Source organism: Propionivibrio sp. (assembly GCF_016790145.1).
Taxonomy (GTDB): domain Bacteria; phylum Pseudomonadota; class Gammaproteobacteria; order Burkholderiales; family Rhodocyclaceae; genus Propionivibrio.
This window is the reverse complement of the sequence record NZ_JAEUOI010000019.1, coordinates 16,398-28,329: the sequence shown is the minus strand read 5'-3', so window position 1 is coordinate 28,329 and position 11,932 is coordinate 16,398. Positions and strand designations below refer to the sequence as shown.

Sequence of the window (11,932 nt, the reverse complement as noted above, 5' to 3'; positions counted from 1 at the left end):
TGCATGGCTTGCAAGCGACTTTGCCGGCCAGCGCAAACTTTTATGCTGCCGCCTGGGCATAACCCTCAATGCACCGTCGGCGGAGTTCCCGGCGTGTTGCTGAACAGTTCGTCAATGGCCGCCTTGTCGAAGTGGTATTCGCGGTTGCCGAGGTCGTCGCGGATGACGATTTCGCCGCGTTCCCTGAGCGCAGCATAGACTTCCTCGCGACCGAGTGCGAGCAGCATGTTACCGACCTTTTTCCGGTCTTCGGGGCTGTTGCTGGTGACGGCTTTCTTGTCGAATATGCGAACGGTTTCCTCGTGGAACAGCCGCGTGAGCAGCTCCTCGCCTGGCAGAGCAAGCAGTTCTTCGGATCTGATTGTGCTGGCCAAAGCCTCGATACGCGTCCAGCCATCAGCATCGCACTGATCGGCGGACGGCATTTTTTGCAGGAAAAGACCGCTTGCGCCGGAGGGCGAGGCAGCCAGGAACAAGCGCGCGGCGAGTTGTTCGGACTGCTTGAGGTAGTGCTCGAAGATTTCGGCGATGCTCTCGCCGACCAGTGGAACAAAGCTCTGGTAAGGCTGACGCATGGAAGGCAGGTCGAGCGAGAGCAGAAGCTGCCCGTGGCCGAGAAGCTCGATCAGCGAAGCTGGCCTGATCTCATCACTATGCTGCGCCATGCAGCGGATATTGAGTGACTCGTTGCAGTCGATGACCAGCAACGGGACGGGGCCGTCGCCGCGCAACTGGATGGTCAGTCGCCCCGGCTGCTTGAGGTTATCGGCCAGAAGCAGGGTGGTGGCGCTCATCTGGCCGAGCAGTTCGATCACTGGCGCGGGATAGCTGCGCCTGGTGAGAAGCTGCTGCCAGACCGAACCGAGGCGAACGACGGCGCCCCGGATGTCGAGCTTGTCAAGCAGAAATCGCTGAACGTAATTCTCGGTCATTCCAGTTCGGCGGCGTAGCGTTCCGGGTCGAAGCCAACGAGCAGGGCCTTCCCGGTATCGAGCACCGGTCGCCTGATAAGCGTCGGGTAGTCGGCCATCAGCGTGAGCGCCTTGCTTTCATCGACATCGCTTCGTTCATCGTCGCTCAGTCGCTTCCACATCATGCCGCGCCGGTTGAGCAGCGATTCCCAGCCGGCACGCTGGTTCCAGTCGGGCAGGTGCTCCTGGGCCAGGTCATTTTTCTTGTAGTCGATGAATTCGTAGGCGATGCCATGGGCATCCAGCCAGGCGAAGGCCGTTTTCATGGTGTCGCAGTTTTTTATGCCGTAAATGCGCAACATTCATAATTCCTTTAGCAGGCAATGCGCAGGAAGAAATACGACAAGTGAATCCCGACCGCCCGGCCCGACACGGTACGCTGGATAACAGGCCGTAGGGTGTTTCAAAGGAATCGGTCCAGAATCTTGCGGCTTTGCAGGTCAAGCGCATAACGGTCGCGGATCAGGTAGTAAATGCCGTGGCTGTCTGCGATCAACAGCGCCTGCAGGGCCAGACGGCGGATATCCTCTTCGCCCTTAAGCACGAGCTGCGTATCGCCATGATCGGTTTCGATCTGCCAGGTGCTGGGTGTGGCATAACTCGATACGCTGACGATGCGGCTGATGACGGGCATGAATTCACGCCCGGCAAGTTCGCTTTCAACCAGAGTGCGCAACTCGTCCGGTAACTCGCTCAGGCGATCAATCCAGGCCAGTTCGTTGCCGTGCGGGTCGACCAGCGCAATACCCCAGTCCGGCGCGGCAATCGGAAAAGCGCGAACCGGAACAACGCCGGTATGGGTTTCGCCGTCAGCGCCGGTCAATTGAAGACGGCCAAAAGCGTCACGCTGCAGTTGATAACCAGGGGAGTCGGTCATTCGCGGTCTCCTTCGTCCTTGCCGGCAATTTCAAAGCTGAGCGGATCGGCCTCGGTATCGACGTTGCGCGCCTGCGCCTGATAAAGGCGGAAATAATGGCCTTCCTGTGCCATCAGTTCGTCGTGGTTGCCGACTTCGACGATGCGGCCGTGATCCAGCACAACCAGCCGGTTGGCGTCACGCAGGGTGGACAGGCGGTGCGCGATGGCAATTGTCGTGCGCCCGCGCACCAGATTGTCGAGGGCTTTCTGGATTTCCTTCTCGGTGGTCGTGTCGACCGACGAGGTGGCTTCATCGAGGATCAGGATCTTCGGGTCGATCAGCAAGGCGCGAGCGATCGAGATGCGCTGGCGTTCGCCTCCGGAGAGCGCCTGGCCGCGTTCGCCGACCAGCGAGTCATAGCCGTGCGCCAGACGCAGGATGAATTCGTGCGCGTGCGCCGCTCGTGCAGCGGTGACAATTTCCTCGCGGGTCGCATCCGGTTTGCCGTAGGCGATGTTCTCGGCAATCGTACCGAAGAACAGGAAGGGCTCCTGCAGCACCAGACCGATATGCTTTCTGTATTCGGCGACCGGCAGCGAGCGGATATCGACGCCGTCGATCAGGATGGCCCCTTCAGTCACGTCGTAGAAGCGACAGATCAGGTTGACCATCGTGCTCTTGCCGGAACCGCTGTGGCCGACCAGGCCGATCATTTCACCCGGCTCGATCTTGAAGCTGATGTCGCGTGTGACGCTGCGCGTTCCGTAACGGAAGCCGACATTGCGCAACTCGATGCGGCCGCTGACGGTCGCCAGGTGCACCGGATTGACGGGTTCCGGAACGCTCGAAACATGGTCGAGGATGTCGAAAATGCGCTTGGTTCCGGCGGCGGCTTTCTGCGTCACGGAAACGATGCGGCTCATCGAGTCCAGGCGCAGGTAGAAGCGGCTGATGTAGGCCAGGAAGGCAGTCAGGACGCCGACCGTGATGACCTCTTTGGATATCTGCCAGATGCCGAAGGCCCAGACGACCAGCAGTCCGATTTCGGTCAGCAGGGTGACGGTCGGCGAGAACAGCGACCAGACCCTGTTGACCTTGTCGTTGACTTCGAGATTGTGCAGGTTGGCGGACCGGAAGCGCGCCGCTTCGCGCTGTTCCTGGGCGAAGGCCTTAACCACGCGAATGCCGGGGATGGTGTCAGCCAGTACATTGGTAACTTCAGCCCAGATGCGGTCGACACGCTCGAAGCCGGTACGCAGTTTTTCGCGCACCTTGTGAATCAGCAAAGCGATGATCGGCAGCGGGAGCAGGGTCACCAGCGCCAACCAGGGGTTGATCGAGACCAGGATGACGCTGGTCATGACGATCATCAGCACGTCGGTGACGAAATCGAGAAAGTGCAGCGAGATGAAAATATTGATGCGGTCGGTTTCCGAGCCGATGCGCGCCATCAGATCGCCCGTTCGCTTGCCGCCGAAGTATTCCTGTGAAAGTTTCAGCAGGTGCTCGTAGGTCGTCGTGCGCAGGTCGGCACCGATGCGTTCGGAGACCAGCGCCAGTATGTAGGAGCGCGCCCAGCCGAGCACCCAGGCCAGCAGCGCCGCACCGAACAGGCCGGAGAGGTAGAGCATCACCAGGCCGCTGTTGATCGGCTGGCCGTTCTGGAACGGGATCAGCACCTTGTCCATCATCGGCATCGTCAGATACGGCGGGACCAGGGTTGCCGCGGTTGATCCCAATGACAGCAGGAAGCCGGCAAGCAGACGCCAGCGGTAGGGGTAGGCGAAGCGCCACAGGCGGAACAGCGTCCATGTCGAGGGCGGCGTGTGGATTTCCTTGCTGCACAGCGGGCACTCTTCCTGGCCGGCGAGCAGCGGCGTTTCGCATTTCGGGCACAGGGCCTGTGTCGGCGCTGGCGGAACCTCTCCCGTGAGGTGGAAGGCGAGTTGTCGCGTAAAGTGCTCGATCAGTCGACCGGCGGCGATGTCGCCGCCCAGCGTATAGCGCCAGAGGGCCAGTCGCGCGTCCGCTGCAAAGAGCTCGAGACTGCCGACGCCCGAATGGTCGCGGCGCGTCAGCGTCAATCCGGGGCGGAACGAATGCGTCTGCCAGCTTCGATCGTTCGCCGTAGTGGCGAGCAGGCGCTGATTGGTCAGAACCACCAGGCCGGGGGAAAAACGCAGTTGGGAATCAAGGTCAATCTCCAGCCAGGCCAGAACTTTCTCACCCCCGGCGAGTTGTGAATCGACGTGGGTCTGCCACGGCGGTGGCAGGGGAATCAGCGAAGTGCCTGAAAGGGTTTGACTGGCTACTGAAGGCGGCAGGTTGCGGAGGGTCATTATTGCTATTTTTTCGTGTGGGCAGTAGTGAAACGCCAAGGCCTCCAAGTATACCCGTCTTCACTGGCGCACTGGTACGACACTTGCGTGTGTTGTTCAAGAGTAATGTATTTTGGTGGCAGTAAATCGTACCGAGCTGGATGAGAGCCTCTTGCGGTTTTATTAAATAAAATATACAAATGAGAATAATTATCATGTAGGATGATAACTGTTCTCAACTAAGCCCTCTTTAAACGATGTTCTTCCCAATGCCCAAAGCTTTCATGAAATCGAGCACGTGCTTCACAACCCGAACCGTTCTGCTATTGCTTGCCGGATTCTCGCTCCCGGCTTTCGCCCTCCAGCCGCTGATCACCGACGACACGGCTACGCAGGGCGACGGCGGAAATCAGATCGAACTCTCTTTCAATGAGGATCGCGCAACGACTGCCGATAACACCCAGCGGACACAGGTTTTCCCCGTGGTCTATACCCGCGGGCTAAGCGAAACGATCGACGTGTATGCTGCTATAGGCCATGTCCGGGTTCGATCCAATACGGTTGGCGGTGATGCCAACGGCACAGCCAACCCGGTGCTGGGGGCCAAGTGGCGCTTTTATGAGAATGAAGACAGCAAGACCAGTTTTGCTTTCAAGCCGGAGGTTTTTCTGCCGGTGAGCCGTTCGCTTGAGGATGCGGGGATTGGTACCGCCAAGACTTCAGGTGCCCTGACGCTGATTCTTACTCAGGAGTTTTCATTTGGCGCCATTCATGCCAATGCCGGTGTCAGCCGCTTCTGCTTTAGCGACACGCTGACCAATCCCGATCAGACAGTTGCTCGTCTATCGCTAGCGCCGGTCTGGAATGTCAGCGAGGAATGGAGGCTGGCGCTGGACGTCGGAACCCGCTATGCACGCTCCAGCGAGAATCGGGTTCGCACTGATTTCGTTGAGGTCGGCACCATTTATTCGCCGGACAAGGACATCGATATTGCGCTGGGTCTGATCAGAACCCAGAATAACGAGCACCCCCGTACCACGAGCAATGCCGTCACCGCCGGGTTGACCTGGCGTTTCAGATAACCGGGGGTTCTATGAAAAACAAAATTGACTTTAAATCGGGATCAACCCTCGATCATGCAGAAATCGGCCAGGCGCTTGTCGTCGAGCACGTCCGGGCGCCGCACGCCGCTCCCGAATGGGCGCGCTGGCTGGAAGAAATCGGCTTCATCGTTGGCGAACACGTAATGTTGATGGCGCGTGGCCTGCCCGGTGGCGATCCGCTGGTCGTTCGCATCGGCCAATCGACCTTTGCCTTGCGCCGGGCTGAAGCCGCCTGTGTGCGCGTGGCGACAGCCACTCATCCCTGTCTTGAGGAGGGCAAATCATGAATCAGGCAGTAATTCACCTGCACCCGAGCGGTCCGCTGCTGGCCCTGGTCGGTAATCCGAATTGCGGCAAAACCGCGCTGTTCAACCTGCTTACCGGCAGCCGGCAGAAGGTCGCCAACTACGCCGGCGTGACGGTCGAACGCAAGGAGGGTCGGCTGACGACACCGGCCGGCAAAACCTTGCGCGTGCTCGACCTGCCGGGTGCTTACAGCCTCTACCCGCGCTCACCGGATGAGCACGTGACCTGCGATGTGCTGTTTGGCCGTGCGGCCGGCGAAAAGCGACCGGATCTGGTGGTGTGCGTCGTCGACGCCACCAACCTGCGGCGCAATCTGCGTCTGGCGCTGGCCGTCAAACGGTTGGGACTGCCCTGTGTGGTGGCGCTCAACATGGCGGATCTGGCCGAGAAGCGCGGCATCAGGGTCGTCCCCGAGGCGCTGGCGGCTGAACTTGGCCTGCCGGTCGTCAGTACCGTCGCCATTCAGAGTTCGGGAGCCGAGCCCCTGCTGGCCTTGTTCGATGACCCGGCGATGTGGCGTTCCATGGCGCTGACAACGCCAGTACCCGGCCTGGCGAGCACGAGCACGCCGAGCGATCCCAGTGGCGACGAGCCTGACCACCTTGTCGTGCGTCACATCCTCCAGCGCCTCGGGCTGGATGCGGTGGTTCCGCACACGCCGAGCGATCGTATCGACAGCGTCGTGCTGCATCCGGTGTTCGGACCGCTGCTGCTGGCAGTGGTGCTGTTCCTGGTCTTCCAGGCGGTGTTTTCCTGGGCTGAGGTTCCGATGACGCTGATCAAGACGGCAACCGCCAGCCTCGGCGAGGCCGTCAGTGCCGTATTGCCGGAGATGTGGTTCAGGAGCCTGATCGTCGATGGCGTGATTGCCGGAGCCGGCGGGGTGCTGGTATTCCTGCCACAGATCGTCATTCTCTACTTCTTCATTCTTGTCCTTGAAGAATCGGGTTACCTGCCGCGTGCGGCATTTCTGCTTGACCGGGTGATGGGTAGTGTCGGTCTGAGCGGACGTTCGTTCATACCGATGCTGTCAAGTTTCGCCTGCGCCATCCCGGGCATCATGGCCGCACGCACCATCGCCAATACGCGCGACCGTCTGGTGACGATCATGATCGCTCCGCTGATGACCTGTTCGGCCCGGCTACCCGTTTATGCGCTGCTGATCGGCGCCTTCATCCCGCAGCGAGTGGTGTGGGGCATGCTCGAGTTGCAGGGGCTGGTGTTGCTGGCGTTGTACTTTGCCGGCGTGCTCGGTGCGCTGGCCGTGGCCTGGGTGCTCAAGCGCTTTACCGAGGCTGGCCGGCAAGTACGCCCGCTGATGATGGAAATGCCCAGTTATCACTTGCCGACGGTACGCAACATCGCGATCGGTATCTGGCAGCGAGTGATTATCTTCATGAAGCGGGTCGGCGGTATCATCCTGGTGCTGACCATCCTGCTGTGGTTCCTGGCGAGCTTTCCGTCGCCGCCGGACGGAGCCAGCGGAGCGGCGATCGAGTACAGCCTGGCGGGGATGCTGGGGCATGCGCTGGCGGTGATCTTTGCACCGATTGGCTTCAACTGGCAGATCAGCATCGCGCTGGTGCCGGGGCTGGCGGCACGAGAAGTGGCGGTCAGCGCACTCGGCACCGTCTATGCCCTCTCGGCAACGGGTGAAGATACGGCACAAGCGCTGGCACCACTGATCGCGCAGAGCTGGAGCCTGGCCACCGCGCTGTCGCTGCTTGCCTGGTATGTGTTTGCCCCGCAGTGTCTGTCCACTCTGGCGACAGTCAAGCGCGAGACCGGCGGCTGGACGATGCCCCTGATCATGGCCGGCTATCTGTTTGCACTGGCCTATGCCGCCTCGTTCATCACCTATCGGGTAGCGCTGGCAATGGGTGCGGGATGAAACAAAGGGCATGCACAACGAGCGCAATCCATATCGGCTGAGCCCGGGAAAACCTTGTGCCATGCCACTTGAACCGGCCTGTCTGACCCATGCCACCGACGGTACGCCGGTTTCGGAAATCTACGGCGACATCTACCACTCGGCGGCCGGTGGGCATGCCCAGGCGCGTCACGTCTTTCTTGCCGGCAACGGTCTTCCGGCGCGCTGGCAGGGCCGGGAACGCTTCGTCATCCTGGAGACCGGCTTCGGCCTCGGGCTCAACTTTCTGGCCACCTGGCTGGCGTGGCGCGACGACCCGCAACGTTGTCAGGAACTGCACTTCATTTCGTTTGAAAAGCATCCGTTCCAGGCCACCGATCTGGCACTTGCCCAGGCTGCCTGGCCTGAATTTGCACTGCTCGCCGAACAACTCCGTCAGCACTGGCCTGTGCTGCAGCCGGGTGTGTATCGACTTGAATTTGATAGTGCCCGGGTAGTCCTCACGCTCGTCTTCGGCGATGCCGTCGACACCCTGCCCAGGCTGGCTACGGCGGTCGATGCCTTCTATCTCGATGGCTTTTCGCCCGCCAGGAATCCCGAGTTGTGGTCGCCGGCGCTGTGCCGTTCGCTGGCGCGTGTTGCCGTGAGTGGTGCAACGCTAGCCACCTGGTCGGTTGCTGCGAGTGTGCGCCAGTCACTGGCCGCAGCCCAGTTCGATGTCGAGAAACGCCCCGGTTTCGCCGGCAAGCGGCAAATGCTGGTCGCTCGCTATGCGCAGGGCGATAGTGGATAGTAATTTCGCCGAAGCGTGATAGACCGTTAAAATGTCGTGTTTTTTCTCAGGGAAGTGGCATGCCGAGCGGAATCATTGAATCGCTGGATCACGAAGCGCGCGGAATCACGCGGCTTGAGGGCAAGACCATTTTTGTCGAGGGCGCCTTGCCTGGCGAGCATATCGAGTACACCATTTTTCGCCGGAAACCGAGCTTTGAGGTGGCCCACACGCTGCGTATCCTCAAGGCCTCGCCTGATCGGGTGACGCCCAAGTGCCCGCATTTCGGCGTCTGCGGCGGGTGCAGCATGCAGCATCTGGACCCGGACGCGCAGGTTGCCGCCAAGCAGCGGGTGCTTGAATCCAACCTCTGGCATCTCGGCCGGATCAAGGCAGGGCAGCTTTATTCGCCGATTTATGGTGCGCCGTGGGGTTATCGCCAGCGCGCGCGTCTTTCGGCCCGCATGGTGCCCAAGAAAGGCGGCGTGCTGATCGGCTTCCATGAGCGCAAGAGCAGTTATGTCGCCGACATGCGCCGGTGCGAGATCCTGACGCCGCAGGTCTCGGCGCTGCTGCTGCCCTTGCGTGAACTGGTCTCGGCTTTGTCGATCTGCAAGGCCATGCCGCAGATCGAAGTGGCTGTCGGCGAATACGTCACGGCGCTGGTTTTGCGCATTCTCGAACCGCTCAGTAGCGCCGATGAGGACTTGCTGCGCGCTTTTGCCGATCGGTACAGCGTGGTGTTCTACCTGCAACCCAAGGGGCCCGCTACCGCCTACCGCTTTTACCCGATCGACGGACCGAAGCTTTCCTACCGTTTGCCGGATTACGACATCGAGCATTTCTTTTCGCCCACCGAATTCACCCAGGTCAATCACGCCATCAACCGTGTTCTGGTGCGTCGAGCGCTGACGCTGCTTGACCCGCAGTCGGGCGAGCGGGTGGCCGACATGTTTTGCGGGCTGGGCAACTTCACCCTGCCGATTGCCCGCTCCGGCGCCCGCGTGCTGGGTATCGAGGGCAGTGCCGATCTGGTCCGTCGGGCCGCCGAGAATGCCGCCGCCAATGGACTGGCTGGGCAGGTCGAGTATAGCGTCGCCAATCTCTTTGCAGCGACGCCGGAAACGCTGGCCGCGCTTGGACATCTCGACAAGATGCTGATCGACCCGCCGCGCGAAGGCGCGGTGGAACTCATCAATTCGATTGGCGAGGACGGGCCGCGACGCATTGTCTATGTGTCGTGCAGTCCGGCAACACTGGCGCGCGATGCAGCGATTCTGGTTACGCAGAAGGGATATCGACTGAAAGGTGCTGGGGTGGTCAACATGTTTCCCAATACTTCACACGTGGAATCGATTGCGCAGTTCGAAAGGGGCTGAGCGGCGGAGGCAATGAAACTAGCCGGTTGATATGCAGAAGCCATGGCGCGTTGCAGCATTCAGCGGGGATTCATGATGTGCTTGAGTTTTGTTGACTGTCTCAGTCCATCCCAAAAGATCCAGTCAGGATTCTTGCTTCAGAGACAGCTTCACAGTGATTCCGGTCAGTCGAAGTCAATGACTTCGGAATGAGTTTCGTGTTACGTAGTTCGCTGACGGCAGCCTTTTGAGGGGCCGCTCCTCTGCGGCCATTTGATCACTGCTACTGGAGATCAATAGTCCGGATCGTCGACCGCCGCTGCGGGAGATGCCTACGGCAGCAGAACAGGAGGGCAACGATCCGCAATGGGGCGTTTGCGCCCAGCCCGCACCGGACATTGAGTTCGATCAGCGAATCGCCCGGTAGATGCGGGCAGGAGAAAGGATGAGGCGCCGCTCGTCAGGGCGAGGATCGTACTTGAGGCGCCATTCGGAGCAATCTTCTGCGAATCGTGACGCATTACGGTCCGGAACCGGCGATTGACTGGGGCACCCTGCTCAGCCATAATCGTCTGATGCCAGTTGGTTTTCCTACCCTTCGCCGCAGTGAGGAGTTTAAGATGAAAATGTCAGTCCTGATGATCTGGTCCCGCTCGATTTCGTTTCGGCCGCTTATTGGCTGTTGGTTGGCGCTTGCGTTGGCATGCGGTACTGGCCCGGCGCTGGCCATTGATCCGTTCTTCCCCACCTTCGGGAACAACGGAATCGACGTCATTCACTATAACATCGACCTTGATGTAGACCCGGTTTCGGGACAATTGGACGGCAAAACGGCGATCATGATCCGGGCGCAAAAGCGGTTGAGCAGTTTCAAACTCGATCTCCATGCCCTCGCCGTTTCAAATGTGAAGATCAACGGTATTGCTGCTGGCTTCAGCCAGGCCGACGACAAACTCACTATCACGCCGGACGGGCCAATTCCCGCGGGCAGTATCTTCTGGCTCGGCATCAACTATGGCGGCGTGCCCGATCCGCTTATCGACCCTACAGCGTCTAGTGATGAACTATTCCTCGGCTGGTTCAAATATCAGGACGCCACCTATGCGGTCAGCGAGCCGGTCGGTGCCTCGAGCTTCTTCCCGGTAAATGATGAGCCAACCGATAAGGCGAGCTACACTTTTGGCATCACCGTGCCTGCCGGCTACACTGGCGTGGCCAACGGCTTCTTCGTTGGCTCAAAGCCGCTGGGATCGAAGCGGCGGTTCGAATGGACCATGCTGGAGCCGATGACATCGTGGTTGGCGACCGTTCATGTCAACAAGTTCGAACTCGATCTCACCCACGCTCCTGACAGAACGCCCATCCGCGTTTATGCACCCGCAGGCGTGCCGCAGTCGCACATCGATGTCTATGCAAAGGCAGGCCCGATGATCGCTTATTTCGAAACTCTGATTGGCCGCTATCCGTTTGCCAGCTACGGCTCGGTCATCGTCGAAGATCCGCTCCTCTATTACGCGCTGGAGACCCAGGCGATGTCGACCTTTCCGGCGGGTACGAATCCCCCCGACGAGGTACTGGTAGCGCATGAGCTAGCCCACCAATGGATCGGCAATTCGATTTCAGTAGCGAAATGGGAAGATCTGTGGATCGCCGAAGGATCGGCCACCTATTTCGAAGTGCTCTGGAAAAACCGTCACAACCGGGCGGCTTTCGAAGATGACATGCTGGCAATCTACGATTTTGTCGCTGACCAGCAGGTTGGACCAGCCGTGGTGGATGCACCCGACCAAATGTTCTCGGATCGCACCTATTACCGCGGTGCAGCTACACTCTATGCGCTGCGCCTCAAAGTCGGCGACAGTAGCTTCTTCAACATTCTGCGCCATTTCGTCCAGGACAATCGCGGCGGCAACATCACCTCGGAGGATTTCATCCGCACCGCCGTCCACTTCAGCGGCGATGGCTCGGTGCGCCCGCTGCTACACGCCTGGCTTTACGACGATGCCGTGCCAGCGCTCCCTAGCTCGGCAAGCCGCGCGGCAAAGCGTGGGCCAGTGGCGCGGCCAGACATCGTCGGTGGACGCTGCGGCCGTGGCAGCCACCGCGGTTCGCCAGCCAACTGCAAGATGTAGGTGACTGCACCCTGACCAGAAACCAGGTTGAAGCCAGCCCGGCAGACGGTTTCGATTCATTTTGCGGCCTTCACCGCCACCCGAATACCTCCGCCGCGCGAGCGGAGATCGCATCGCGTGTTGCAATGACCATGATAAACCGGAGAACTGCCGAACCCGACTTTGACACCTCCAAGTAACTCACCCGGCGGAAAGCCGCATGGCGCAAGGCATTCGGCGACACCGCCGAAATTGCTGTGTATC

At 60.1% G+C, this 11,932-nt stretch carries 9 protein-coding genes and 1 pseudogene; 6 read left to right on the top strand and 4 right to left on the bottom strand.

The genetic code is table 11. The features are described from left to right. Positions 1-65 precede the first annotated feature (65 nt). The 4 genes from JNM42_RS02115 to JNM42_RS02100 form a co-directional block, all read right to left on the bottom strand. Entirely contained in the window at positions 66-932 is an 867-nt protein-coding gene (locus JNM42_RS02115) for an Hsp33 family molecular chaperone HslO (protein WP_294265442.1), read from the bottom strand. After that, positions 929-1,273: an arsenate reductase gene (locus JNM42_RS02110; RefSeq protein WP_294265439.1), complete on the bottom strand. Its 345-nt coding sequence runs from the start codon at positions 1,271-1,273 to the stop codon at positions 929-931. Before JNM42_RS02110 ends, JNM42_RS02115 begins: the two co-directional genes overlap by 4 nt. A 101-nt stretch (positions 1,274-1,374) precedes the next feature. Beyond that, the gene (locus JNM42_RS02105) at positions 1,375-1,848 is read right to left on the bottom strand and encodes a DUF1854 domain-containing protein (RefSeq protein WP_294265436.1); all 474 of its coding nucleotides are present in this window, start codon (positions 1,846-1,848) and stop codon (positions 1,375-1,377) included. Then, a complete protein-coding gene (locus tag JNM42_RS02100) occupies positions 1,845-4,169 on the bottom strand; it encodes an ABC transporter ATP-binding protein (protein ID WP_294265433.1) in 2,325 nt (774 codons plus the stop codon). Before JNM42_RS02100 ends, JNM42_RS02105 begins: the two co-directional genes overlap by 4 nt. Before the next feature lie 263 nt (positions 4,170-4,432). On the opposite strand from JNM42_RS02100, the gene JNM42_RS02095 reads away from it, so the two are divergent. From JNM42_RS02095 to JNM42_RS02070, 6 genes and pseudogenes are all read left to right on the top strand, one after another. Next, positions 4,433-5,230: a transporter gene (locus tag JNM42_RS02095; RefSeq protein WP_294265431.1), complete on the top strand. Its 798-nt coding sequence runs from the start codon at positions 4,433-4,435 to the stop codon at positions 5,228-5,230. Between the two features lie 11 nt (positions 5,231-5,241). Continuing rightward, positions 5,242-5,538 carry a FeoA family protein gene (locus JNM42_RS02090; RefSeq protein ID WP_294265429.1) on the top strand — a complete coding sequence of 99 codons (297 nt, stop codon included), beginning with the start codon at positions 5,242-5,244 and terminating at the stop codon, positions 5,536-5,538. Next, positions 5,535-7,448, top strand: coding sequence for a ferrous iron transporter B (locus JNM42_RS02085; protein ID WP_294265426.1), 1,914 nt, complete (start codon positions 5,535-5,537; stop codon positions 7,446-7,448). The genes JNM42_RS02090 and JNM42_RS02085 overlap by 4 nt, the downstream gene beginning before the upstream one ends. 61 nt (positions 7,449-7,509) lie before the next feature. Then, positions 7,510-8,187: pseudogene (mnmD, locus tag JNM42_RS02080) on the top strand (tRNA (5-methylaminomethyl-2-thiouridine)(34)-methyltransferase MnmD); the annotation flags it as partial. Between the two features lie 92 nt (positions 8,188-8,279). After that, entirely contained in the window at positions 8,280-9,578 is a 1,299-nt protein-coding gene (gene rlmD / locus JNM42_RS02075) for a 23S rRNA (uracil(1939)-C(5))-methyltransferase RlmD (RefSeq protein WP_294265421.1), read from the top strand. Between the two features lie 599 nt (positions 9,579-10,177). After that, positions 10,178-11,689 (top strand): M1 family metallopeptidase, encoded by a 1,512-nt coding sequence (locus JNM42_RS02070; protein WP_294265418.1) that lies wholly within the window; start codon positions 10,178-10,180, stop codon positions 11,687-11,689. The last annotated feature ends 243 nt before the right edge of the window (positions 11,690-11,932 follow it).

Bases quoted from the DNA above. Each gene is read 5' to 3' on its own strand.
- JNM42_RS02115 (WP_294265442.1), bottom strand. From the start codon at position 932: ATGACCGAGAATTACGTTCAGCGATTTCTGCTTGACAAGCTCGACATC.
- JNM42_RS02110 (WP_294265439.1), bottom strand. From the start codon at position 1,273: ATGTTGCGCATTTACGGCATAAAAAACTGCGACACCATGAAAACGGCC.
- JNM42_RS02105 (WP_294265436.1), bottom strand. From the start codon at position 1,848: ATGACCGACTCCCCTGGTTATCAACTGCAGCGTGACGCTTTTGGCCGT.
- JNM42_RS02100 (WP_294265433.1), bottom strand. From the start codon at position 4,169: ATGACCCTCCGCAACCTGCCGCCTTCAGTAGCCAGTCAAACCCTTTCA.
- JNM42_RS02095 (WP_294265431.1), top strand. From the start codon at position 4,433: ATGAAATCGAGCACGTGCTTCACAACCCGAACCGTTCTGCTATTGCTT.
- JNM42_RS02090 (WP_294265429.1), top strand. From the start codon at position 5,242: ATGAAAAACAAAATTGACTTTAAATCGGGATCAACCCTCGATCATGCA.
- JNM42_RS02085 (WP_294265426.1), top strand. From the start codon at position 5,535: ATGAATCAGGCAGTAATTCACCTGCACCCGAGCGGTCCGCTGCTGGCC.
- rlmD (WP_294265421.1), top strand. From the start codon at position 8,280: ATGCCGAGCGGAATCATTGAATCGCTGGATCACGAAGCGCGCGGAATC.
- JNM42_RS02070 (WP_294265418.1), top strand. From the start codon at position 10,178: ATGAAAATGTCAGTCCTGATGATCTGGTCCCGCTCGATTTCGTTTCGG.